We start from the raw sequence: 24,081 nt of genomic DNA, 5'->3' as shown, positions 1-24,081 counted from the left end.
TCTTGGAAATATATCTGTGTAAGCCACACCAAGCAACACGTAGTTATGGGGTGAGAGTAAGTGGTTCAATGGACACAGGTAGATCATGAAATGGCAAGACAAAGTGAACAGGTACTGCGAACATTAAATGAAACAGGGTACGAAGCTTATTGGGTCGGTGGTTGTGTGCGTGATGAACTGCTGGAACGTAGCGTGGATGATATGGATATCACCACGTCCGCTTCTCCTGAGCAAGTCATGGAACTGTTCGCGGATTGTATTCCTACGGGCCTCCAGCATGGAACGGTTACTGTACGTTCAGGAGGTTTTTACTTTGAAGTTACAACTTTTCGCACTGAATCTGAATATAAGGATAATCGAAGACCCACTGCCGTTCAATTTGTGCAGGATGTCAAAGAAGATTTGCAGCGGCGTGACTTCACAATGAATGCTCTCGCTATGGATCGTGACGGTAATATCGTTGATCCTTTTGGTGGACAATCGGATATTCAGGATGGACGGGTCAGGTGTGTGGGATCGGCGGCAGAACGGTTTGGAGAAGATGCGCTGCGGATGCTTCGCTGTGTTCGTTTTGCTTCAGTATTTGATTTCAAAATTGCCTACAACACCTGGAAGGGGTTAGTTCGACAAAAGGATCTGCTACAACATATCGCCATGGAAAGAGTACGTACCGAAATGGTGAAAATGATGGCAGGCCCCCATCCACTGCGCGGTCTGGAATTGCTGTTTCGTAGCCAGGCACTGGAGCATGTGAAGGCACCAATCTCCATGGAGCGATTCAATAAAGCCCTCATGTCCAATATGGAACAATTGAACCAAGAAAACGTTCTATTGCGCTGGTCCATTGTGCTGATTGCAGGCCATTATACCAGGGATGAAGCAGATGCTTTACTTCGAAAATGGACGTTTTCTAATGACGATCGTTCCCGCATTAATGGAGTTCTCCAGGTCGAACAGTTGATCCAGACTGTCGTACAAGAGCAGAAGGATGAAGAGACACTTCGATCAGAATGGATCGTAACTGTGCTGTCTGGAGGACGTCAGGCAACAGAGGACTGGCTCATCATCCAACAACTGCTACCAACTGGTTGGAGGGATCAAGAGGTTCTGCACGAAGAACAGATCGTATTAATACAATCACGAGGTGCAGCATGGAGTCAATCCATGAAGGTGAATGAACTGAAAGATCTGCATATTACGGGTGAGAACGTTTTGCAGTTACTTGGACGCAAGGGCGGACCATGGCTGGGACAACTAATGAAGCATCTCTTAAGAGAGACTGCGATTGGAAATATAGCGAATCAGCATGACATGCTGACCAACGAAGTAAAGCGGGTGGCTGCAGATGACAAAGCATGAGGAACTGTTACATATGTTACTGAATGCCGAAGGAGAGTTTGTGTCTGGTGAAGAGATTAGTCGCAACCTTTCCATTAGCCGAACGGCCGTGTGGAAGCACGTAAACAAACTGCGTGACATGGGTTATGAGTTTGAGGCCGTATCTCGCAAAGGGTATCGCTTGATCACGAAACCGGACAGTATCGATGCCACAGCGCTTCAGCTGGCATTGGAAACGACGGTGTTTGGTCGGAAGGCAATCATTCTGAATTCCACGTTGTCCACCCAAGGTGATGTTCAGCACATGGCTGAACAGGGGCAGGGCGAAGGGGCAGTGGTGCTGGCAGAAGAACAAACGGGTGGACGAGGCCGCTTTGGACGTAAATGGTTCTCACCACCTGGACGAGGCATCTGGATGAGTGTTCTAATGCGTCCGGAGCTTGCCCTGCAAAATACACCACAGCTTACGTTATTGACGGGTGTGGCGGTGTGTCGTGCCATTCGATCATATACAGGTGCTGATGCTGGGATCAAATGGCCTAACGATCTTTTGATTGATGGTCGTAAAGTATGCGGAATTCTACTTGAATCAACCGTCGAAGACCACGAATTACGCTACTGTATCGCAGGCATAGGCGTGGATGTGAACTTCGATCCTAAGGATTATCCCGAGGATCTGATAACAATCGCAACTTCGCTTAAGATGGAGACCGGACAAAACATAGACCGAACCAAACTTGCAGCGGCCATTCTCTCGGAATTGGAGCGTTTGTATTTTTTGTATCAAAAGGAAGGGTTCGGCGTAATCTCTTCGCTCTGGGAAGCTTTGTCCGTATCCATGAATCGTGAAATTAAGGTGGCTAATCCGCAGGGTATCATCGAAGGTACTGCCATTGGCCTTGATCCTTCTGGTGCATTGATTTTGGAGAAGAAAAACGGTGAGCGAGTATCGGTTTACTCCGGTGAAGTTTCATTGGTAAATTAAACAATTTGTCGAATTTACACCGTAAAAATGAACATAAGACGTGAACTTTGGGCAGAACTTTGGTATACTGTGTTCGTGAGGCGATATCGGCTAATGCAGACCGAATTGCACTCCGACAATAGTATGCTTTGTTCTGCTTCAAAATGTTGCAGTGACAAGGCAAGAATGGTAGTAAAGTGAGTTGTTGGATTCTGCTCTGAGCCGAAGAGGACCGAGACAGAAGGGACGATCGCAAGTGACTCTTTTTTGACTTTTCGGGACTTTTTAGTGGAAACTAAAAGGTTTTTTTGTTGCGTTTAAATTGAAAAGATGAGAGGAGCCATAACGAAAATGGCAAACAAACAAGCATTGAATATTGTGAAAATGAAAAAATATAAGCAGGACGGCGTGCCGCTTAGCATGATTACAGCTTACGATTATCCGACAGCCCAATTGGCCGAGGAAGCGGGTATCGATCTAATTCTGGTTGGTGATTCACTGGGAAACGTGGTATTGGGTTATAACTCCACCTTGCCTGTTACGATCGAAGATATGGTGTACCATACACGCTCTGTAGTACGTGGTGCGGGAAATACGTTTATCGTGGCTGATATGCCCTTCATGACGTATCATGGTAGCTTGGATGAGACGCTTAAAGGTGTACGTCGCCTGATGCAGGAAGGTCATGCACAAGCGGTCAAGATGGAGGGCGGTCTTGAAATCGCGGATACGGTAAAAGCGGTTGTGCAAGCCGGTGTACCTGTACTTGGACATATCGGACTTACACCGCAATCCGTGAATCAAATTGGCGGTTATCGTATTCAGGGCAAGGATGCTGCTGATGCCAAACGGCTGATGGACGAAGCCAAGGCGCTTGAAGCAGCTGGCGCTTTCGGCATTGTACTCGAACTGGTCACGGAAGAAGTGGCAAGAGCGATCTCGGAGGAATTGTCTATTCCTACGATTGGCATTGGCGCAGGTAGAGGGTGTGATGGTCAGGTACTGGTATTCCATGATGTGGTTCAGTATGCTTCCCCATACACGCCAAAACGCTTTGTCAAATCGTATGGAGACGTAGGTACATTGATTCGCAACAGCATCGAGTCCTATGTGAAAGAAGTCAAGGATCGCTCGTTCCCGGCACAGGAGCATGTATTTACCGCTGCTGACGGCGTTCTGGATCAATTGTACGGACATCGCAAAGAAAAGGTGGAGACCAACTTATGAAAGTGATACGGACAATCGCAGAATTAAGACAAGAGCTTAGCTTGAAACGTCAGTCGATTCAGTCCAGACAGTCCGTTGTAGGACTCGTGCCTACGATGGGATTTCTTCATGAAGGCCATGCAAGTTTGATGCAAGCGGCCAAACAACAGAGTGATATCGTGGTTTTGAGCATATTTGTAAACCCAATTCAATTCGGTCCGAATGAAGACTTTGACAGTTACCCTAGGGATGAAGCTAGAGATGTGGAAACTGCACGAGCAAAAGGGGTGGATATCGTATTTATTCCCTCTGTTGAAGAGATGTATCCACAGCCTACACAAACGACCATATCGGTTTCCCGCTTAACGGATCGCTTGTGCGGTGCTTCTCGTCCAGGGCATTTTGACGGAGTGACTACGGTCGTGTCAAAGCTCTTTAACATTGTACAACCGCAGCGTGCATTTTTTGGCATGAAGGACGCACAGCAGGTAGCTGTGATCCAGCAGATGGTTAACGATTTGAACATGGCGGTTGAGATTGTGCCTTGTCCTATCGTTCGTGAAAGTGATGGCTTGGCGCTTAGTTCGCGCAACGTGTACCTCAGCACAGAACAGCGTCAGGAAGCTCTTGTTCTTTCCAAGGCTCTGCGTGAGGCACAGGAAGCTGTAGATGCAGGGACGGCAATGACAGCAGCGGATATCCGCGTTATATTGCGTGAGAACATTGAACGTTCACCAATGGCCGTGATTGATTATGCTGAAATTCAGGCTTTTCCAAGTCTTGAGCCACTTTTGGATCAGGAAAAAGTTCATGGTCGTGACGATCTGTTGATCGCACTTGCAGTAAAATTCGGCAAAACAAGATTGATTGACAATATAAGGCTGCAAAAATCGGAGGTACTGTCCCATGTTTAGAACACTAATGAAATCCAAAATTCACCGGGCAACCGTTACGGAAGCAAACCTGAACTATGTGGGTAGCATTACCATAGATGAAGATCTAATGGAAACTTCCGATCTAATGGAAAATGAAAAAGTGCAAATTGTGAATAACAACAATGGTGCACGTCTGGAAACCTATGTCATTCCAGGCCCACGTGGAAGTGGAGTTATCTGTTTGAATGGAGCAGCAGCTCGCCTGGTACAGCCTGGAGATACCGTCATTATCATTTCATATGCAATGATGTCTCAAGAAGAGGCAAATAATCACAAGCCTACCGTTGTATTTGTGGATGGACAGAACAAACCTGTGCAAACGATGAAACACGAAGTTCATGCGACGATTATGTAATCGACTGGTAAGGGGAATGAAATCGACCCATTCTACAAAAAATGAGTACAGGTCACTGCACTAATCCATTTTTTCAAGGGTGGGGATGCATCGATGTTCCAGCATGTTTTCGCAGAAATGAATGACATGTTAGATGAAATTATCAAGCGCTACCCTTCTGCTGAAGGCCTAAGCAAACAGGAATTGCTGCAAAAGTGGAATTTGCTGAAGCGGATGAGTGACGGGATGATTGATGAGTGGCTGATGTTTGAAGAAAAAATGAGCCAGGTGAGGGAAAGGGAACTGGATAAGCCTGCTTCCCTCGAACCTGAACAGGAAGCTGTTACCGCACTGCCAGAACTGCATTTGGAGTGTTTCAGTCGCGGTCAGGGATATTTCAAACTGCAAATGTACCCGCAGGCGATTATGCAATTTTCTAGGGTTGTGACCGACTATCCGGAAAGTGCATTGACTCGTTTTTACCTGGCTCTTGCTCATCTCAACCTGGAACAAACCGAGGAAGCAGGAATACACTTGCAGCGGATCATGCATCTGAACGGTTCGCCGAGATTAAAAGGGTTGGTATGTAACGTCCTGGGCTGTATCGAGGCCAAGCTCGCGAATCCTGAAGGTGCATGTTCATTATTTGCGCAGGCGCTTCAGTATGACCCATCGTTGACCGAACCGCTGTATAACATGGAAGCTTGTCGTTTAAACAGCGGAAAATTGCAATATGCAAATCAGCTGACTGCCTTAAATTAGGGCTATTCGGCGGCATTAAGACGGTGTTCCCTCCTCTGGCATAGCGGCGGGGACACCGCCTTTTTTGTCAGTTAATTTTCAAACGCCCTTTTTTTTGCTATGCTGTAACATAGACTGGAATGGAAGGGACCGTACATTGCAATGAAATTTGCCGTATTGGATTTCGAAACAACCGGCACGCAGTCCGACGGTGAGATTATACAGGCCGGACTTGCCATCATAGATCATGACTACAGCATAACTCAAATATATAGTTCTTATGTGAACCCAGGTGTACCGATTCCTCCGTTTATTACGGGGTTAACCGGTATTACCGATGAAGATGTGGCGGATGCTCCCTCATTGGAAGAGATGATGATGGAGATGGTTCCGCTGCTTGATGATGTGGTTCTTGTTGGACACAATGTTGCTTTTGATTTTCATTTTCTTCAAAATGCACTCGATCGATGCGGTTATCTGCCATTTACCGGACGGATCCTGGATACGATTGATTTCCTGAAGATCTCGTTCCCGTCACTGGGCTCTTATCAACTCGGTTATGTGTCTTCGGAATTCGGATTTCAGCATGACCGTCCTCATCAGGCAGACAGTGATGCTCTTGCAACAGCTTTTGTATTACTGAAGTGTCTCGATGAGCTGCGTGCATTGCCTCTGATCACGATTCAGCGCCTCAGTGACCTGTTTGCACCGGAAGACAGTGACTTGGGTTGGTTCTTCGATGGAATGCGTTCTGAGAAGGAAGCAGAGCCTATTCAGGATCTGGATGGTCATACGTATTACCGCCAGCTTGCCCTGAACGTGAGTGACTGGACCGATATAGGCTCACCACGTGATGAGCGAGAGGGTAATCCGCTGGAAGGCGTGAGTTTTGAGCAGTTTATGGATCAGGTTAGAGATAACCTGAAGGAGACGCTGGACCATTATGAGGAGCGTGAGGCGCAAACTCAAATGTTCAGCAGTGTACGACAAGCTTTGGATGAGGAGAAACATCTCTTAATCGAAGCTGGGACAGGTACGGGCAAATCACTTGGTTATTTGCTGCCTGCCATCTATGAAAGTGTAAAACAGGAACAGAAAGTGATGGTCAGCACACATACCATCAACCTGCAGGAGCAATTGAGAGAGCGGGATATTCCTATGCTGACCCAAGTGGTTCCGTTCCCGTTCAAGGCAGCGGTGTTCAAAGGACGTGGGCACTATCTGTGTCTGCGTAAGTTTGAGCATAAAATCAATAAACGTGAATTTGCTACACCGAAAGAGGATTATTTTACAGCGGCTCAGATGATTGTCTGGCTTACTCAGACGGAGACTGGAGACGACGAGGAGCTTAATCTAAGCGGGCGCGGAGGAGACTTCTGGGAGACGGTACAGAGTGAGTCTGAGTCCTGTCTTGGACGTTCCTGTCCTTGGTTCCGCAAATGTTTCTATCACCGGGCCAAACATGAAGCCGGGCTTTCCGATATCGTCATTACGAATCATTCGAAATTGTTTACGGATGTCAAAGCAGCACATCAGCTGCTGCCAGCCTACGAAAGTCTCGTCATCGATGAAGCACATCATCTGGAGGACGTAGCAGGTAAGCACCTTGGTCTTCATATGAAATATTTCACGTTGGTTCATACACTGACCCGACTGTTTAAAGATAGCCGAAATGGCCAACTGCCGATGCTGCGTTCTCAATTGTCGGGTCATGAAAATTCGGTACAGTGGGGCTCCATGATTGATCAGATGTTCCCGCTTGCTGTCGAAGTTAAAGAGATGTGGGATCGACTAAGCGATGCCTTGTTCGGACTGCTGCCTGAACGCAGCGATGCTTCTCCAGGCGAGACAGGACAATTCTCACTTAGACTGAAGTCTTCACAAAAACCAGCCAAATGGCAGGAATTGCAGGACGCTGAAAACCAAATTTATGTCACCCTAGGCGATTTGATTCGTAAAGGCGACAAGCTGCTGCTTGAAGTGAAAGAAGATCAGGACGATTATCAGTCCGATAGTCTGATTACGGATATCTCAGGTCTGCTCAAGGATTTGGCAACGATTAAGGATAATCTGCGTTTCTTCATGCGGATGGATGATGCCAATACCGTGTACTGGATGGAGGCCAGCGGCCAGTTCCGCAGTAAATCACTGCAACTCTATGCTGTTCCTGTCGATGTCAGTGCACAATTGAAGGATATGTTCTTTGATAAAAAGAAAAGCGTTGTGCTTACATCGGCTACGCTCTCCGTTGACAAGTCATTTCAATTCATGATCGAACAGCTGGGTTTGCAGGAAGCTGCCGACAATAACCGTCTGTTAACGTCGATGCTACCTTCACCGTTCAATTATCGAGAACAAGCGCTGCTTGTCATTCCGCGTGATTTCCCAAGCGTGAAGGGCAGTGTAGGCGATGCACACTTTGTGGATATGCTCGTGCACTCGCTCGCGGAAACGGCTATTGCGACTCGTGGACGCATGATGGTGTTGTTTACCTCCTACCGCATGCTGCGACAGGTCTATGACCCGCTTAAGGAGGCCTTGTCAGGCAACGATATCTCTTTGCTTGGGCAAGGGGTGGACAGCGGCAGCCGTTCCAAGCTTACACGTCGGTTCCAAGATGCTAAAGCAACGGTGCTACTTGGCACAAGCAGCTTTTGGGAAGGCGTGGACATTCCGGGAGAGGCTCTGACCTGCCTTGCAATTGTCAGACTGCCGTTCCAGCCACCGAATCATCCATTAGTGGAAGCGAAGAGCGAGCTTTTGCAGCAGCAGAAGAAAAACCCGTTTATGAAGCTATCCGTGCCACAAGCCGTCATCCGTTTCAAACAGGGATTTGGCAGACTGGTTCGTACAGGCAAAGACAGAGGCATTGTGATTGTATACGATACACGCGTTATTGAAGCGTATTATGGCAAGTACTTTTTATATTCATTACCTGGTCCCAAAATGGAGCACATGCTTACAGAGCAGATGGTTCCACGCATTTCGGAATGGCTCGAGAGACCAACCGAAGAGCAACAATAACAGATACGCTCTGTAGCTTCCATTATTGCAAGGCGCCAGTGATTGGCGGTAAAATTGAGTAATATCATGTATTCGTTTCATGGATATGCGAGTAAAGCGATTAAAGCAATTATCCATTATATAACAAGGAGCATCCTGTTTAATTCAGTAATCATTTTGCATCGTTTTAGACAGGGTGCTCATCTTTTCATCTATCTATCGTGGCCTTGGTAAGGGGGAGCAATGAATGAAATCAGATAAAATTTCGGAAGCCGTGGTGCGTAGATTACCTGTTTACTTGCGTTATTTGAATGAACTGCATCAGCGGGAAGTCAATACGGTTTCTTCACAAGAACTTGGACTGAGGCTGGATTTGAATCCTGCCCAGATTCGTAAAGACTTGGCTTACTTTGGTGACTTTGGTCGTAAAGGGATTGGATATGACGTTTCATATCTCATTGAGAAAATCCGCCATATTTTAAAAATAGACCAGCAGATCAATGTAGCTCTTGTCGGAGCAGGTAATTTGGGACATGCCTTGTCCAATTACAATGCCTATCTCAAAGACAACATGAAGATCGTCGCTGTATTTGATGCCTACGGTCCGAAAATTGGGAGTCAAATCAACAGTTTGACGGTACAACCGATGAATGAATTAACGGATTCGGTCAAAAAAGATAACATTCGTATAGGTATTATCACGGTTCCGGATACGGAAGCCCAAAATGTTGCAGATCAGCTGATTGAGTCAGGAATTGAAGCGATTCTGAACTTTGCGCCAACGATCCTGAAGACCCCGCCGCATATTCGCATTCATCATGCTGATTTTACGACGGATCTACTTAGCCTGGCTTATTACTTGGAGAATGGAAAGGACGACGAGGAAGATGACGACAAATAGATGGGTAATTCACAACGGCAAATTTGCCGTGAGTGAAGGTACGAATTGGAACGTGGTTCAAGGTTTTATGGTTGTTGAGAATGACAAGATTGTGCATATTGGTGAGACATTGCCGGAAGGAGACGAAAGCCTGACAAAGGTGGACGGAAAAGGACTGTTCTTCTTGCCGGGTCTGATCAATACGCATGGTCACGCGGCCATGTCGCTCCTCAGAGGCCATGGAGACGATCTGGCGTTACAAGTATGGTTGCAGGAGAAAATGTGGCCAATGGAAGCCAAATTGACGTCTGAAGACGTATATTGGGGCACATCACTTTCCGTGCTTGAAATGTTGAAGGGTGGAACAACAGCTTTCCTAGATATGTATGATCATATGGATCAGGTTGCGAAAGTGGTGGAACAATCCGGCGTTCGGGCTGCTCTGGCACGTGGGGTAATCGGGCTTTGCTCAGAAGAAGAACAACTGCGCAAGCTCGAAGAGTCCGCAGCATTTGCCCGTCAATGGAATGGACAAGCAGACGGAAGAATTACAACCGTAATCTCTCCGCACGCCCCTTACACTTGCCCTCCGGATTACATAGAGAAGCTGGTACAGGTTGCTCATGATCTGAATCTGCCTTTGCATACGCATATGTCTGAAACGCTTCGCGAAGTGGAACAGAACGTGGCTGATTACGGACTGCGTCCAGTCGCACATCTGGAGAAGCTAGGATTTTTCTCCCGTCCATCTCTGGTTGCACATGCGGTACATCTGAATGATGAAGAGATCGAGATTCTCGCAAAGCATGATGTAGCAGTTTCCCACAATCCAGGCAGTAACCTGAAATTGGCTTCGGGTGTTGCGCGTGTGCCTGATCTGTTGAAAGCAGGCGTGACTGTGTCTCTGGGAACAGACGGACCAGCAAGTAACAATAACCTGGATATGTTTGAAGAGATGAGATTGGCTGCGTTGATTCACAAAGGTGTGTCCGGTGACCCTACTGCAGTGCCGGCAGGGGAAGCGCTTCTGCTTGGAACTTCATATGGTGCTAAATCCATATTCCTGAACAATACAGGCGCTCTGCAAGTTGGCATGAAGGCTGACTTCATCGCGTTGAACATCGAACAGGCCCATTTCTATCCGCATACGGATCTGATTTCCCATACGGTCTACTCGGCATCGGCCAAAGATGTGGAGCATGTGTGGGTGGATGGTAAACAAGTGGTTAAACATGGCGAATGTCTTACGATGGATGAAGAGCGCATTCTGCGTGAGTCTCAGCTGGCATTTGACAGTTTGCTTGCCCGTTAATTACAAGGACAGCATCGTCATAGGGAAAGGAAGTTCGGCTTTTGAAGAAAAAAAAGAAGTGGATATGGATTTCGCTGCTGCTCCTGGTTCTGATTCTGTTTGGACTTCAGCGTTATTATGTCTATGTTACCCAGGATCAGCGCAAGGAAGAGGCGTTGGCCATACAGGCGGCCCAGGAACAGCTGGGGATTACGTCCCACGAAGAGCTGCGTAAGTATGTCTGGGGGCAGAAAGACGGCGGAGACAACATATACTGGACCCTGATCGGCAAAAATAAGGATAACCAGGATGTCATGGTGTGGATCAAGTTTGATGAGAATAACAAACCCGTGACGGGAACCAATGCAGTACACGGTGAACTGTTAAAGAACGGCATGAATGAAGCTCAGATTCGAAATCGGTTCAGCTCTGAAGTTCCCGGTGGGGAGATCAAACGAATCATGCCAGGCGTTGTGAATGGAATCTATGTATGGCAAGTGTATTATAATGATGATACTCACAACTATTATCGGTTTTACCGCTTCAGTAACGGGGATCAGGTGGATCTGGTCTATACGATCCCAAATAGCTAGAATTAGCATAAATACTATCGTCCAAAAGAATACATTAAAGAACCGGCAGACGGAAACCCGACTGGTCCGGTTCTTTGGCGTACTTTGTTGATCATTTTGGATTTGAATAGTTAAAATTAATAATTTATTCATATTTTCGCCTTAGATATTGTATATACGATGTGATATACTCAAATATGTATTCAAGGATACATCATACACAAATAAATCCTGTTAGGCACATCACAGGACATTACGTACACATATTCATATTCTTGCCTACAAGTTATAGGATGGGCCAAAATTTAGGAGGGGTAACTCACTTGAAGATAAAAGTATTGCCTATTGCTCTGACTGCCGTCATTTCAGCCGTTGTGTTGTTTGGAGGTTGGTTTGTGTATCGTCATGTGGCTGTGCAAAGCCCAATTCAAAAAATGGTTACCCAGTACGATGGAGTCAATGATGTTCAATTAACTATTAACCGCAATGATGTACAGTTGAAACTCGATCTGCAGCCGGATGTTGATCTGGGCAGGTTGGTACAATATATTCACAAAGAAGGACAAACCTTGATTGGCACTCGTTCGTTGAAGCTGGATGTCGTGGATCATTCCAACGAAGCATTAGAGAGCTGGTGGGGAAGCGCGATGTTTACCGTAGCACAAGCGATGGAGAACAAGCAATACACCGAAATTACACCGACCTTGTCTAAAATGGCTACAAATGGGATCAAGGTAAATACAGCCATGGATGACAATAATGTATATGTTAGTCTCAGAGATGGAGATGCCAGTAAGTTTATTATTCTGCCGCGTGTGCCCGGTCAGATAGGAGTGTGGCCTAATGCCTAAATGGACGAAAGAAATTGCCATTGGATTTGTACCCGTATTGATTATCTTTCTCGCTTTTATCGGTGTAAACATGATTCCCATTCTGATCGCTGTAATGCTTGTGGGAGCTCTGCTGCTCATGATGCAAATGCGGGGTGGGATTACGGTGGGGGCAGGTCAGGAACGTAAACGCAAGAAAAAAGGACCTTCCAAGCTGACTTTTGAAGAAATCGGTGGCCAGGAGAGTGCCAAGCAGGAACTGCGGGAAGCGCTTGATTTTCTCATTCGACATGAAGAAATTCAGAAGTTTGGTATTCGTCCTTTGAAAGGTATACTGCTTACTGGCCCTCCAGGAACAGGTAAAACCTTGATGGCCAAAGCTGCTGCTCATTATACCGACTCTGTTTTTGTAGCTGCTTCAGGCAGTGAGTTTGTTGAGATGTATGTTGGTGTAGGTGCAGGCAGAATACGTGATTTGTTCCGTGATGCAAGAACTCGCGCCGCTAAAGAAAATAAGGAAAATGCCATTATATTTATTGATGAAATTGATGTGATCGGTGGAAAACGCGAAGGTGGACAACAGCGTGAATATGATCAGACGCTGAATCAGCTGTTGACGGAAATGGATGGCATATACTCTTCCGAAACACCACGTATACTCGTGATCGCCGCTACGAACCGAAAAGAAATGCTGGATAGCGCACTGACGCGTCCAGGTCGTTTTGACCGTCATATTCAGGTAGACTTGCCGGATAAGAAAGGCAGAAAACACATACTGGAGCTGCATGCAGTTAATAAACCTCTTTTGGAAGGGGTCAGCCTTGATAAGACAGCAGAAGAATCCTATGGTTTCTCTGGAGCGCAGCTGGAAAGCGTGATGAACGAAGCTGCAATTTACGCGATGAGAGACGGGCTGCTCAACATTGAACAGCGTCATCTGTCCCTTGCGATTGATAAAGTAATGATGGGTGAGAAGACAGACCGCGAATCCAGCGTGGAAGAGAAGAAAAGAGTAGCTATTCATGAGTTGGGACATGCCATCATGGCTGAACTGGTTCGTCCTGGCAGTGTGAGTCAGGTTGCACTTAGCCCTCGTGGACAGGCCTTGGGTTATGTACGTCATAACCCGCAACAAGAGCAATTTCTGTACTCGAAGCGTTTTCTTGAAGAGCAAATCATGATTGCCCTCGGAGGTGCAGCAGCAGAGGAAATGTATTACGGTGGACGCAGTACAGGATCTCGGAATGACTTTGAACAAGCAACGAATGTAGTACAGACGATGATGGCTTCCGGGCTCACGACGTTGGGTATTGTTAACATGGATATGGTAACTACGGAAGAATTGATGCGGGAGAATAAATTAATCCTGCAAGACCTGATGGAACAGACCAAACGATTGCTTGAAGAACAGCGGACAATTTTCGACAATTCCCTCGACACGTTGCTCAGGGAAGAAGTATTGTCTGGCGATCAATTTCGTTGTCAATTTCGTGACAGCGCCCTTCTACCGGCATAATTTATTTATGTCGGTTATTTTTTTTTACATTTCAGTCGTGCTAAGATATTATTATATGTTGGGTCGAAATTTGTAATTTTCGGCGAACAGGGTACAATAGAGAAATAGAGAACCGAAAGGATGGAGCAGAACCATGTTTTTCAAAAAGATAGGAGTTGTCGGCGGCGGCACGATGGGGCAAGGTATTTCCCAGATGCTTGCAGCCAAAGGACTTGATGTGCTTCTGGTGGAACACACAACGGAGAAGCTGGATCATGCGTATAACATGATTGAGACGAACCTTGATAAACAACTGGAGAAATGGGCCATTACGAAGGCTGAGAAGAAATTGATTCTCTCCCGTATTACCAAAGTTGCTCATCTGGCTGAACTCGGAACTTGCGATATGGTCATTGAGACTATTTCTGAAGATCTGGAAGCGAAAAAAGCGGTATTCAGTCAACTTGACCAAGTTTGCCCAAGCAACGTAATTCTTGCAAGTAATACATCCACGCTGAGTTTGACTGAGCTTGCAAGCTCAACCAAATACCCAGAGCGTGTTATTGGTATGCACTTTATTCACCCGGTTTCCCGGGTTGATCTTGTAGAGATTATTCGTGGTCTGAAAACATCCGATAGCACTTTTGCAGAAACTAGACGTTTTGTGGAAGAAGTAGCGGACAAAAAAGGCGTTATGATCTATGAATCGCCTGGATTTGTTACGTCCAGACTGATCTGTCTTCTGATCAACGAAGCGCTGCATGTACTGCAGGAAGGTGTCGCTTCCGCTGAAGATATTGATGACGCTATGCGTATCGGATACAATTTCCAGCACGGACCGCTTGAGATGGCAGACCGTTTCGGATTGGATTCGGTAGAAGCTGCACTCGAAAGAATGTTCCGTGAATTCGGTGAATTGAAATATCGTCCTTCCACAGTTCTGAAGAAAATGGTGCGTGCAGGACACCTGGGTGTTAAAACAGGCGAAGGATTCTTCAAGTACGACAAGGATGGTGACCGGCTGTGAAAGTACTCGTAATTAATGCGGGGAGTTCCTCGCTCAAATATCAATTGTATAACATGACGGATGAATCTGTATTGGCAAAAGGTCTGGTAGAGCGGATCGGCATGGACTCTTCCATTCTGACTCATAAACCAACGGGCCGCGAGGATGTTACGGAAGTTAGCGAAATTCTCGAACATACTACAGCGATTCGTAAAGTTATTGACATCCTGACAGATAAAGAAAACGGTGTGCTTGGTTCCGTTGATGAAATTCAGGCTGTTGGACATCGTGTGGTTCACGGTGGTGAAGCATTTAAGGAATCGACATTGGTTGATGATGCTGCCAAAGCAGAAATCCGCCGTCTGTTCGATCTGGCTCCACTTCATAACCCTGCAGCAATGATGGGTATTCGTGCGGCTGAATCCAATATGCCAGGAGTACCACAGGTAATGGTCTTTGATACGGCTTTCCATCAAACGATGCCGGAAAAAGCATATCTGTATGCTATTCCACGTGTGCTTTACAAAAAGTATAAAGTGCGTCGTTATGGAGCACATGGTACTTCCCATGATTACGTAAGCAAGGCAGCAGCTGAATATCTGGATCGTCCATTGGAAGATCTGAAGATCATTACATGCCATGTTGGTAATGGTGGTAGTGTAACGGCTGTACAGGGCGGCGTATCCGTTGACACGTCCATGGGCATGACTCCACTCGAAGGATTGATGATGGGAACACGTAGTGGTGACCTGGATCCGGCAATTGTACCTTATGTTATGAACAAGGAAGAACTGAGCGTGAGCGAAGTAAACTCCATGTTGAATAAACATAGTGGACTTCTTGCAATCTCCGGCATCAGCAGCGACATGCGTGAAATCACGGAAGGTATGGAAGCTGGCGATGCTAACTCCACGCTTGCATTCGAGATGTACGAATACCGTTTGCGTAAATACATCGGTTCTTATGCAGCAGCAATGAACGGTGTAGACGTGATCGTATTTACGGCTGGTGTAGGTGAAAACTCCGTTGTTCTTCGCCAAAAAGTATGTGAGCAACTCACGTACCTGGGTGTTGAACTGGATGAAGCGCTGAATGCAATTCGCTCTGGAGAGCCACGCCGCATCACAACAGCGAATTCCAAAGTGGACGTTCTTGTAGTTCCTACGAACGAAGAATTGGTGATTGCAAGAGATACACACCGAATCGTATTGAATTCTCTGTAATCTAATTGTAAAGTGAATATAGCATGACAAGGAAGTGCAGGGGACAGGCATATGCCTGCCCGCTGCATTTTCAAATTCAGGATTCCAAGGAGAGATATGGGCATGAGTACGGATTGTGTAATTCGTAATGTGAGTGAGCATGTGGGCGAGACTGTTAAAATCGGCGCCTGGATTAACAACAAACGTTCCAGCGGCAAAATTCAATTTTTGCAACTGCGTGATGGAACCGGATATATTCAAGGGGTAGTGGTTAAGAGTGAAGTTAGCGAAGATATCTGGAATGCTGCGAAGAGCTTGACTCAAGAAAGTTCATTGTATGTAACAGGTATTATCCGTGAAGAACCGCGTAGTGCATCCGGTTATGAGATGACAGTTACTGGCGTGGAAATTATCCATCTGACTGAAAACTATCCAATTACACCGAAAGAGCATGGGGTAGACTTCCTGATGGATCATCGCCATCTGTGGCTGCGTTCGACAAAACAACGTGCGATTATGGTTATTCGTGCGGAGATCATCCGCGCTGTTCAGCAGTTCTTTGATGGTAACGGATTCACTCAGGTTGATCCTCCGATTCTTACACCTTCATCTGCTGAAGGAACGACGAACTTGTTCCACATCAAATACTTTGATGAAGATGCCTATCTGACACAAAGTGGACAGTTGTATATGGAAGCTGCAGCAATGGCGCTGGGCAAAGTGTACTCCTTCGGTCCTACGTTCCGTGCCGAAAAATCCAAAACACGTCGTCACCTGATTGAGTTCTGGATGATTGAGCCGGAAATGGCGTTTGTGGATCACGAGGAAAGCCTGCGAGTGCAAGAGAAGTTTATTGCTCACGTGGTTCAAACGGTTCTGAAAAACTGCCGTGCTGAACTGGAGTCCATCGGACGTGATGTATCCAAGCTTGAAAAAATTGTAGCTCCATTCCCGCGCATTACGTATGATGAAGCGATTGAATTCCTGAATGGACAAGGCTTCGATATTCCTTGGGGAGAAGACTTTGGTGCTCCACACGAAACGGCGATTGCCGAGAAATACGAAACACCGGTCTTTATTACCCATTATCCGGCTGGAATCAAGGCATTCTACATGAAACCTGATCCAAATCGTCCTGAAGTGGTCCTCTGTGCAGATATGATCGCACCCGAAGGATACGGAGAGATCATTGGTGGTTCCCAGCGTATTGATGATCCGGAACTGATGCAGCAGCGCTTTGATGAGCATCAATTGTCGGAAGAGGCATATCAGTGGTATCTGGACTTACGTAAATACGGATCGGTTCCTCACTCCGGCTTCGGTCTGGGATTGGAGCGGACGGTAGCATGGATCTGTGGATTGGATCACGTACGTGAAACAATTGCATTCCCACGTATGCTCTATCGTCTGTACCCTTAATGCTTAACCGCGAGTCCATGGAAGAAACCGGCTCCAAAGCCTGGTTGAATGGAGCAGCTTACGGTATGGCATCAGGGACAGCGCAGCTCCCATATGCTTTATTGCGCTATTATCATCAGCTGGGGTTAAGTGACGCAGAGGTACTTCTGCTGATTCAATTGTTTGGATTCCGGCAAGTCGAATTCAATGAGTTCCCAACGCTTGAAGAGCTTGCAACCCGTATGGGTCTTGCTCCTGAAGGCATCGCCAGAATGCTGCAACGTCTTATGAGAGACGGGTACATTCACATTGACGAGCATCGGGATGAAGAGCGTGATATTCAGTATGAACGTTATGATCTGCATGGATTATATGCCAAGCTGGCAGGATGTACAGCAGAGGAGTTGGCCGTTGCTCGTAAGCAGCAGCAGGACAGTAATGCATTACGCCCGGATTCGAACAGTGTTCAAAAAGAAGAGGAAGAACGAAATATGTTCTCTATTTTTGAAAAAGAATTTGGCCGCCCGCTTTCCCCGATGGAATGCGAAACTATATCCAGCTGGCTGGATCAGGATCGCTATCAGGAGGAACTGATTCTCATGGCATTGAAGGAAGCGGTGTTTGCTGGTAAAGTGCATTTCCGCTATATCGACCGAATTCTGCTTGAATGGAGCCGTAACCGCGTGAAGAATGTGCAGGACGCCAAGGCATATACCCAGCGGTTCCGTAACGGTGGACGTTAATACGAATGTTAGATTAGGCAACAATTTCATTCAGATAAACCAGAAACAGGCCAGAAGATATTCTGTGCCTGTTTTTTTAGATTATAGAGATGTTAAGTAAGATATGTTAAGTTCCCGGTGGAACTGACTTTTCAGGCAATGTGTAACCTTTTTATAAAAAAAATGAATGAATACGCAGGGGTCAACAAACAAGTTGTCGTCTATTGTAGTGGAGAGGAGGGGAGAGTCATTGATGAAGCGCGCTTAATCGAACAAATCCGTCAAGGCGATACATCCCAGATGCGTTTGTTGATCGAAAAGTACAGCCAGCATGTATACCATGTGGCCTACTCCGTATTACGGAACGATCAGGATGCACAGGATGCAGCGCAGGAGGCGTTCATTCAAATGGTCAAATCTCTCCCCGATTACCGATCCGAAGGTTTCAAAACGTGGTTAACCCGAATTGCCTTTCACAAAGCAATTGATGCCAAACGCAAGCTGGGCAGACGAAGCGCTGAGGATCTGGGCGGAGAAGAAAAAATAATGAACATGCCCGGTCGTGAAGAAGATGTTCTTGCCCGCCTCGTGCGTGAAGAGCGTCAGGAGAAGTTGCGCGAGCGAATCAATCAGCTGCCTGCCCAGCATAGGGACATTATTACTGCGTATTACTTAAGCGAAAAAAATTATGAGCAGATTGCCCGTGATGCACAGGTCGCAGTGAAAACCGTGGAGTCCCGTCTGTATCGTGCCCGGCAGTGGATTCGAAATCATTGGAAGGAGGATGAGTGGCGTGAGGAATAAAAGGATGTATACCGTCCAGGAATGGACTGATTATATTGAAGGCCGAATGACTGCAAACCAGGCAAGTTTGATGGAACAGGTGCTTATGGACGTTCCGGAAGCAATGGACAACTATCTCGAAGCACTCAGCATTCATCGGGAGTTGCCACAACTGAAGGACCCGGTAGGCTTCGCCGATTCGGTCATGAATCATATTACGGAAATGCAATCCTCCAAGCCAAAGCGCAAATCGCGTTCTGGACGAAGACGTCTCTGGCTGGATCACAAAGTGTTTCATTATGCTGTAGCGGCTTGTCTGACGTTAATCTTCCTCTCCTCGGGACTGTTTGACAAGGTAGCCCCTTATCATAAGTTCCAGGAAGGTGAGAACAGGGGGTCATTTACGGAAAAATGGACGGAGGCAGCCACATCATGGCTGGATCACTTCAAGCCTGGACCATAAATTGTTTCGTATTGCCTGAAAAGAAAGGATGAAGACTGTGCAATCAGATCGTAACAAATTACTTGCATTCTTATTAAACCTGATTCCGGGTCTGGGTTTTCTCTATTGGGGTCGGCCTGCCAGAGCTGTAATCTATCCATTACTCTTTTTTGGGACAGCTGTTGGTTCGTTTATGCTGGCAATTCTGGTGAGTGAGCGGGAATTAATGATTCTTGGGGCTTTGGGGACCATATTCTTCTGGTGTGTCAGCATGCTGGATATGATTATCGTTCTGCTGCGTGCCCCATCGCCTAATGATGCCCGATACCATGGATATGGCGCACATTACAGTGGACCGCACCAGGGGGCGGCATATCAGGGAGCATACACTGGTCAGGAAGGTCATCTGGGACAGATGGAGATGGACATGGACATGGAGGGAATACATCAGCATCAGAACGGTGAGTATGGCGTGCCTGCGGCTCCTTATGGTCAACCCATGTATCAAAAAGGCAGTGAAAGCGAACGATTCTTCACGATTCTGCTTTCCTTTGTTCCAGGTCTGGGACATCTTCATCTCGGACTGTTACATCGCGGTTTATCATTCCTTATCGCGTTCTTCGGTTCATTTGCCATGATGGTTTTTGTAGCTTCTATTACGAATGAATCCGTATTTCTGATGTTCTTGCTCATTCTGCCTGTCATCTGGGTTTACTGCATGTTTGATGCGGTCCAGCATGTGCATCGCAAGCAGGCCGGTGAGGTATTGCAGGATCGTACGTTGTTCGAGGAGCTGGAGATGGGCAGGGCTTCTGGACGGCGAAGCAAAGTGCTGGCAACCCTGTTATCAGCCTTTCCGGGTGCGGGTCATCTGTATCTGGGACTGCAAAAAAGAGGCATGCAACTCATGTTCCTGTTTCTCGGCAGTATCTACGTTCTGGACCTGCTTCATTTATCGGTGTTCCTGTTCATGATTCCGTTGATCTGGTTCTACAGCTTCTTTGACGGACTTCAGTGTTCAAGCAGGTATGGCCGCGAACCGTTGACAGATCAACCTATTTTCAAGGATTGGGCTCGTCACCAGCGCCTGATTGGATTCGGAATTGCTGCATTGGGATTGTACTATCTGTTTATCCGCTTGGTCATTCCACAGCTGAATGAGATGTTCCCGGATGCATTTATGACGTACGAGATTCGTTCGTATGTGAACACCGTCATTGTGTCCTTGCTGCTCATTTTTGGCGGTCTGAAGCTGTTGTTTGGCAAGCAGAGGGGGACGGGTATCTCTAGTGCGGCTCATCGAAATGATGAGGGAGCGGACAGTCTCTTTTTATTCAAGGATCGGGACGATCGTCTGTAGAGCTTTACTTAGTTGAACTAAAGAATAGTTACACTGACACTACGATGATAGAGTAACCTTCCAATCGCTACAATTTCCCAAACATAAAAAAACACGCCGAGGACTATGTATATTAGCCTTGGCGTGTTTTTGGTTTTGCAGCTTTTATTTCGAATAAATGATTGCTATTTCGTAGCACCCTTCAGCAGAAGTTGACGGTACATCACTTCGAACAGGAACTCGAACGCTTCCAGATGACGTTTCGCTTCAAAAGCATCTTTGCCCCAGGCATAAATACCGTGATTACGCAGCAAAATTCCTGGTACGTTGGCATCAAGTACACCTGGCACCAATTCAGCGATGGATGGAATATCAGCGAAGTTAGGCAGGACCGGTACACGAATCTCCGCATTTTCTTCCCAGATGTTGAAAGCCTTGATCAATTCGATGCCTTGAATCGGTACGTGTCCATCTGCTCCAAAGAATTCACTGATCAGGTTGTTAAATACGGTATGCACATGGAACACCGCGCCACAGCCGGTTAAACGATAGATTTCGCAGTGAATCAACGTTTCAGCGCTCGGTTTCAGGGTTGTGGTCTCAATGGCTTTACCATGCTTGTCCACAAACAGAAAGTCTTCCGGTGTGCGGAGGGATTTGTCTTTGCCTGATGCAGTAACTGCAAAGTAGAATTGCTCCGGGTCGAAGTCGCCCACACGCATCGACAGGTTGCCACTTGTACCAGGGAACCAGTTACGGCTGGCAAACAGCGCTTTGATATCAGCCAGCTCTTCGAGGACCTGGCGTTTATGTTCCAATGTAATCTTTTCAAAACCCATTTTTACAGCACTCCTTGTGTTTGCTTCTGTTTCATATCTTCCATAATATCGTAGAAGGTTGTGAATGGGACATGATCCACACCCAGCTCTATACACTTATCCGTCAGGATAGAACGGGAGTAGACAAGATCAGCGATTTTGGCACCTTCAAAATCCGTTAGACTGTCTCCAATGAGGATACGATTATATTGTTCTTCCGGGAATGTACGAATAACCGTCGTTTTACACATGCCGCATCCGTTCTCACAAGGAGGCTGACATGGATTAGGCCATTCAATACGTATAAATTCATCTGTGAAATCTGCCCCATTGCAATAAACGTGATCCTGTGGAATATCGAATGGAGCGAGCAAAGGCTCGATAAAAAAGTCCATTCCGCCGCTGGTGACATTGAATTCAATGCCCTCGTCCCGAACGTATGCAAGAAATTCGCTGAACCCTTCTCGGATGCCAGCCTGTCCAAGTACAAATTCCACAATCTCATCTTTCTGCGAAGAAGGCAACAGAGCGAACATCGCTCCCACACCTTCGCGGAGCGAAACTCGCTGTTCAATCGTGTCTTTCATAATTGCTTCAATACCTTCGGGTTTAAAATGTTTCATAATTGCTACAATATTGTCCGAAAGGGTGATCGTGCCATCGAAATCACAGAAAATGACCGTTTTTTTATCACTTCTCATCGTTCGCCACCCCACAGATCCAGTGCACTTTTCAGTTCGGGATGTTCGACTGCATACTCTGCCAGTGGAATGGAACGCTGGGCTGCCTCGATAGCCTGCAAGAATGCCCGTCCGCCTGCCTCAGTGCCCATGGGATGTCCATGAATACCTCCGCCGGCATTAACGATGACATCGGTGCCGAAGTCACGCAGAATAAGCGGTACAAGCCCTGGATGTATACCAGCCGAAGGCACAGGCATGCTGGTTCTGACCGGAAGCTCAGGTGACAGCAATTGTTCTGTAATGGCCATATTCTCTTCCTTCGGCATTGTCACCGATCCGTAAGGGGAAGGGAAGAGCACCAGATCCGCTCCGGCAAGTCGCATCAGCTGTCCCAGCAGGACGGAAGCCGAGATACCATAGTGTGGTGAAGGATACAGTGCACCTGCAAGCGCAGGATGAGCCATGATTGGCACGTTGATGTCCGGATCACTGCTTAGTTCGTGCAGCACGTCATATCCGTAAGACAAGACATTGAACAACAGCGCATTTGCTCCTGCACCTATCGCACGTTCAGCCTGTTGTTTCAGGCGTGATGTAGGTCCAGTCAAATTCGCGGCATAAAGAAGTTTCTTACCCGTCTCCTTGCGTGCCTGTTCCGCAGCTTTCATGCAGACCTCGACTCTTTTCTCAATCGGAGTCAGTTTGTTCTCAAACAGAATTTCATCGTCTTTAATCAAGTCTACTCCACCAAGAGCCTGGCGAATAAACTGTTCCTTCAATTCGTCTGCATCCAGTCCAATAACTGATTTAAAGATACTCATTAACAATGGACGATCATGTACACCTAGCAGATCACGAACACCGTTCAGTCCAAACTTGGGACCGGGGAATGCGCTGAGGAAGCCGTCTGAGAATCCAAGCCGTGTCAGTTTGATGCGTCCATCCATTGAGATTTTGCCAAAGACCGTCACGAGCAGGGCAGGAATATCACGGCTAAAATTTACATCCGGATAACCAATGGTAATATCGGCGTAACGCTCACCTGGGGCCATGCCCTCAGCTTCATGCACCTCAACGCTGATGACCTCACCCAGATGTTTCTGCATCGCCTCACGCTTGGCCTGAGGCAATTCGGTCCAACTGCCAACAGTCATGCCGACAGCAATGGACTCAGCCTTCTTGCGGAAGTCTGCACGATCATCATGCAGACGATATGTGGCTGTGCACATAGTATTCATTTTAAATCTCCTTCCAAAGCAGCTCCCATCTCCCGTGAGCGCTCTGCACAGCGGTTGACGGCTGCGATTACATTTTCAAAGAAATCTCCCTCGTCCAGCGTTTTTAGTGCTGCCTGGGTTGCACCTCCCGGGGAGGTCACATCACTACGGAGTTTCATTGGCTCTAGGCCAGTCTGTTGTACCATGCGAGAAGCACCCAGCACGGTCTGAACAGTCAGATCGCGGGATTGTTGGCTGGATAAGCCGCCACGAATACCTGCGGCAATCATGGCCTCCATCAAATAGTATACATAAGCCGGACCACTTCCGGAAATACCTGTGAGCACTTCGAGTTTATCTTCAGGCACAATGGTCACGATTCCGACAGCTTCGAACATCGTCATGACTGTACTACGCTGTTCATCCGTAATCTCTTCAGAGAAGGCAAGTCCGGTTGCTCCAAGCCCGATTGTACTGGACGTATTCGGCATGGTGCGGGCGATCGGTTGCTTACGTCCCAGCAGGGATTGCATCGTACGGATCGATAATCCGGCAATAACGGAGACGATTAATTGATCCGGAGACAGGAGCGGCCCAAGTTGACGCAGCGCTGCGGCAGCATCCTTCGGTTTCATGCAGAGTACAATAACGGGAGAAGCGGAGAGATGATCCAGCGATTGTGCAGCAGTTCCGGTATGTACGGCATAACGGGTACTGAGCTCCTCCTGACGTTTCTGGTTGCTGCGGTTCAGCATCGTAATATCCTGAGGACGAACGACAAGGCGGGAAATTAATCCGCGCACGATGGCTTCCGCCATCGCACCTGCTCCGTGAAAAGTAATCTTTTGTTGTAATAACGTCTGTTGTTCTTGACTCATATTT

At 47.0% G+C, this 24,081-nt stretch carries 23 protein-coding genes; 19 read left to right on the top strand and 4 right to left on the bottom strand.

Annotation, left to right across the window (positions count from 1 at the left end):
• Positions 1-60: 60 nt before the first annotated feature.
• The 19 genes from AC4PM4_RS20030 (at position 61) to AC4PM4_RS19940 (ending at position 20,502) form a co-directional block, all read left to right on the top strand.
• The gene (locus tag AC4PM4_RS20030) at positions 61-1,359 is read left to right on the top strand and encodes a CCA tRNA nucleotidyltransferase (protein ID WP_240321517.1); all 1,299 of its coding nucleotides are present in this window, start codon (positions 61-63) and stop codon (positions 1,357-1,359) included.
• Positions 1,346-2,323 carry a biotin--[acetyl-CoA-carboxylase] ligase gene (locus AC4PM4_RS20025; protein ID WP_491614417.1) on the top strand — a complete coding sequence of 326 codons (978 nt, stop codon included), beginning with the start codon at positions 1,346-1,348 and terminating at the stop codon, positions 2,321-2,323. Before AC4PM4_RS20030 ends, AC4PM4_RS20025 begins: the two co-directional genes overlap by 14 nt.
• A 330-nt stretch (positions 2,324-2,653) precedes the next feature.
• Complete coding sequence (gene panB, locus AC4PM4_RS20020) at positions 2,654-3,529, top strand: 3-methyl-2-oxobutanoate hydroxymethyltransferase (protein WP_491614416.1); 876 nt, start codon at positions 2,654-2,656, stop codon at positions 3,527-3,529.
• Positions 3,526-4,422: a pantoate--beta-alanine ligase gene (gene panC / locus AC4PM4_RS20015; protein WP_491614414.1), complete on the top strand. Its 897-nt coding sequence runs from the start codon at positions 3,526-3,528 to the stop codon at positions 4,420-4,422. The genes panB and panC overlap by 4 nt, the downstream gene beginning before the upstream one ends.
• Positions 4,415-4,798 carry an aspartate 1-decarboxylase gene (gene panD, locus AC4PM4_RS20010; RefSeq protein ID WP_024630626.1) on the top strand — a complete coding sequence of 128 codons (384 nt, stop codon included), beginning with the start codon at positions 4,415-4,417 and terminating at the stop codon, positions 4,796-4,798. The genes panC and panD overlap by 8 nt, the downstream gene beginning before the upstream one ends.
• 117 nt (positions 4,799-4,915) lie before the next feature.
• Positions 4,916-5,539: a tetratricopeptide repeat protein gene (locus AC4PM4_RS20005; RefSeq protein ID WP_231952455.1), complete on the top strand. Its 624-nt coding sequence runs from the start codon at positions 4,916-4,918 to the stop codon at positions 5,537-5,539.
• Between the two features lie 141 nt (positions 5,540-5,680).
• Entirely contained in the window at positions 5,681-8,542 is a 2,862-nt protein-coding gene (gene dinG / locus AC4PM4_RS20000; protein WP_079694038.1) for an ATP-dependent DNA helicase DinG, read from the top strand.
• 226 nt (positions 8,543-8,768) lie between these two features.
• Positions 8,769-9,422: a redox-sensing transcriptional repressor Rex gene (locus AC4PM4_RS19995; protein ID WP_053780717.1), complete on the top strand. Its 654-nt coding sequence runs from the start codon at positions 8,769-8,771 to the stop codon at positions 9,420-9,422.
• Positions 9,409-10,713, top strand: a complete 1,305-nt coding sequence (locus AC4PM4_RS19990; RefSeq protein WP_491614411.1) for an amidohydrolase — start codon at positions 9,409-9,411, stop codon at positions 10,711-10,713. Before AC4PM4_RS19995 ends, AC4PM4_RS19990 begins: the two co-directional genes overlap by 14 nt.
• A gap of 41 nt (positions 10,714-10,754) precedes the next feature.
• The gene (locus tag AC4PM4_RS19985) at positions 10,755-11,285 is read left to right on the top strand and encodes a hypothetical protein (protein WP_491614409.1); all 531 of its coding nucleotides are present in this window, start codon (positions 10,755-10,757) and stop codon (positions 11,283-11,285) included.
• Positions 11,286-11,587: 302 nt separating this feature from the next.
• Positions 11,588-12,115, top strand: a complete 528-nt coding sequence (locus AC4PM4_RS19980) for a hypothetical protein (RefSeq protein WP_491614407.1) — start codon at positions 11,588-11,590, stop codon at positions 12,113-12,115.
• Positions 12,108-13,610 (top strand): AAA family ATPase, encoded by a 1,503-nt coding sequence (locus AC4PM4_RS19975; RefSeq protein ID WP_491614405.1) that lies wholly within the window; start codon positions 12,108-12,110, stop codon positions 13,608-13,610. The genes AC4PM4_RS19980 and AC4PM4_RS19975 overlap by 8 nt, the downstream gene beginning before the upstream one ends.
• A gap of 133 nt (positions 13,611-13,743) precedes the next feature.
• The gene (locus AC4PM4_RS19970; RefSeq protein WP_063566802.1) at positions 13,744-14,616 is read left to right on the top strand and encodes a 3-hydroxyacyl-CoA dehydrogenase family protein; all 873 of its coding nucleotides are present in this window, start codon (positions 13,744-13,746) and stop codon (positions 14,614-14,616) included.
• Positions 14,613-15,818, top strand: a complete 1,206-nt coding sequence (locus AC4PM4_RS19965) for an acetate/propionate family kinase (protein ID WP_063566803.1) — start codon at positions 14,613-14,615, stop codon at positions 15,816-15,818. The genes AC4PM4_RS19970 and AC4PM4_RS19965 overlap by 4 nt, the downstream gene beginning before the upstream one ends.
• Before the next feature lie 102 nt (positions 15,819-15,920).
• Positions 15,921-17,216, top strand: coding sequence for an asparagine--tRNA ligase (gene asnS, locus AC4PM4_RS19960; RefSeq protein WP_063566804.1), 1,296 nt, complete (start codon positions 15,921-15,923; stop codon positions 17,214-17,216).
• Positions 17,216-17,938 carry a DnaD domain-containing protein gene (locus tag AC4PM4_RS19955; protein ID WP_231952456.1) on the top strand — a complete coding sequence of 241 codons (723 nt, stop codon included), beginning with the start codon at positions 17,216-17,218 and terminating at the stop codon, positions 17,936-17,938. Before asnS ends, AC4PM4_RS19955 begins: the two co-directional genes overlap by 1 nt.
• A gap of 162 nt (positions 17,939-18,100) precedes the next feature.
• Positions 18,101-18,721 carry an RNA polymerase sigma factor gene (locus tag AC4PM4_RS19950; RefSeq protein WP_079694035.1) on the top strand — a complete coding sequence of 207 codons (621 nt, stop codon included), beginning with the start codon at positions 18,101-18,103 and terminating at the stop codon, positions 18,719-18,721.
• A complete protein-coding gene (locus tag AC4PM4_RS19945; protein WP_491614401.1) occupies positions 18,711-19,163 on the top strand; it encodes a hypothetical protein in 453 nt (150 codons plus the stop codon). Before AC4PM4_RS19950 ends, AC4PM4_RS19945 begins: the two co-directional genes overlap by 11 nt.
• 37 nt (positions 19,164-19,200) lie before the next feature.
• Positions 19,201-20,502 carry a multi-tm2 domain protein gene (locus AC4PM4_RS19940; protein ID WP_491614399.1) on the top strand — a complete coding sequence of 434 codons (1,302 nt, stop codon included), beginning with the start codon at positions 19,201-19,203 and terminating at the stop codon, positions 20,500-20,502.
• Between the two features lie 164 nt (positions 20,503-20,666).
• On the opposite strand, the gene AC4PM4_RS19935 is transcribed toward AC4PM4_RS19940, so the two are convergent.
• From AC4PM4_RS19935 to proC, 4 genes are read right to left on the bottom strand one after another with little or no spacing between them, the layout of a single operon-like run.
• Positions 20,667-21,320 (bottom strand): methylthioribulose 1-phosphate dehydratase, encoded by a 654-nt coding sequence (locus AC4PM4_RS19935; RefSeq protein ID WP_036607600.1) that lies wholly within the window; start codon positions 21,318-21,320, stop codon positions 20,667-20,669.
• A 2-nt stretch (positions 21,321-21,322) separates the two neighbouring features.
• Positions 21,323-22,000 (bottom strand): 2-hydroxy-3-keto-5-methylthiopentenyl-1-phosphate phosphatase, encoded by a 678-nt coding sequence (locus tag AC4PM4_RS19930; RefSeq protein ID WP_063566808.1) that lies wholly within the window; start codon positions 21,998-22,000, stop codon positions 21,323-21,325.
• On the bottom strand, positions 21,997-23,220 hold the full coding sequence (locus tag AC4PM4_RS19925; protein WP_063566809.1) for a 2,3-diketo-5-methylthiopentyl-1-phosphate enolase: 1,224 nt from the start codon (positions 23,218-23,220) through the stop codon (positions 21,997-21,999). Before AC4PM4_RS19925 ends, AC4PM4_RS19930 begins: the two co-directional genes overlap by 4 nt.
• Positions 23,217-24,077, bottom strand: a complete 861-nt coding sequence (gene proC, locus AC4PM4_RS19920; RefSeq protein WP_064636898.1) for a pyrroline-5-carboxylate reductase — start codon at positions 24,075-24,077, stop codon at positions 23,217-23,219. The genes AC4PM4_RS19925 and proC overlap by 4 nt, the downstream gene beginning before the upstream one ends.
• Positions 24,078-24,081: the final 4 nt, after the last annotated feature.

The organism is Paenibacillus sp. MDV22-iso6 (assembly GCF_058408365.1).
This window is presented reverse-complemented; position numbering and strand designations above follow the sequence as displayed.

Excerpts from the sequence above, each read along its gene's own strand:
- AC4PM4_RS20025 (WP_491614417.1), top strand. The coding sequence starts at position 1,346 with ATGACAAAGCATGAGGAACTGTTACATATGTTACTGAATGCCGAAGGA.
- panB (WP_491614416.1), top strand. The coding sequence starts at position 2,654 with ATGGCAAACAAACAAGCATTGAATATTGTGAAAATGAAAAAATATAAG.
- panC (WP_491614414.1), top strand. The coding sequence starts at position 3,526 with ATGAAAGTGATACGGACAATCGCAGAATTAAGACAAGAGCTTAGCTTG.
- panD (WP_024630626.1), top strand. The coding sequence starts at position 4,415 with ATGTTTAGAACACTAATGAAATCCAAAATTCACCGGGCAACCGTTACG.
- AC4PM4_RS20005 (WP_231952455.1), top strand. The coding sequence starts at position 4,916 with ATGAATGACATGTTAGATGAAATTATCAAGCGCTACCCTTCTGCTGAA.
- dinG (WP_079694038.1), top strand. The coding sequence starts at position 5,681 with ATGAAATTTGCCGTATTGGATTTCGAAACAACCGGCACGCAGTCCGAC.
- AC4PM4_RS19995 (WP_053780717.1), top strand. The coding sequence starts at position 8,769 with ATGAAATCAGATAAAATTTCGGAAGCCGTGGTGCGTAGATTACCTGTT.
- AC4PM4_RS19990 (WP_491614411.1), top strand. The coding sequence starts at position 9,409 with ATGACGACAAATAGATGGGTAATTCACAACGGCAAATTTGCCGTGAGT.
- AC4PM4_RS19975 (WP_491614405.1), top strand. The coding sequence starts at position 12,108 with ATGCCTAAATGGACGAAAGAAATTGCCATTGGATTTGTACCCGTATTG.
- AC4PM4_RS19970 (WP_063566802.1), top strand. The coding sequence starts at position 13,744 with ATGTTTTTCAAAAAGATAGGAGTTGTCGGCGGCGGCACGATGGGGCAA.
- asnS (WP_063566804.1), top strand. The coding sequence starts at position 15,921 with ATGAGTACGGATTGTGTAATTCGTAATGTGAGTGAGCATGTGGGCGAG.
- AC4PM4_RS19955 (WP_231952456.1), top strand. The coding sequence starts at position 17,216 with ATGCTTAACCGCGAGTCCATGGAAGAAACCGGCTCCAAAGCCTGGTTG.
- AC4PM4_RS19950 (WP_079694035.1), top strand. The coding sequence starts at position 18,101 with ATGAATGAATACGCAGGGGTCAACAAACAAGTTGTCGTCTATTGTAGT.
- AC4PM4_RS19935 (WP_036607600.1), bottom strand. The coding sequence starts at position 21,320 with ATGGGTTTTGAAAAGATTACATTGGAACATAAACGCCAGGTCCTCGAA.
- AC4PM4_RS19930 (WP_063566808.1), bottom strand. The coding sequence starts at position 22,000 with ATGAGAAGTGATAAAAAAACGGTCATTTTCTGTGATTTCGATGGCACG.
- AC4PM4_RS19925 (WP_063566809.1), bottom strand. The coding sequence starts at position 23,220 with ATGAATACTATGTGCACAGCCACATATCGTCTGCATGATGATCGTGCA.
- proC (WP_064636898.1), bottom strand. The coding sequence starts at position 24,077 with ATGAGTCAAGAACAACAGACGTTATTACAACAAAAGATTACTTTTCAC.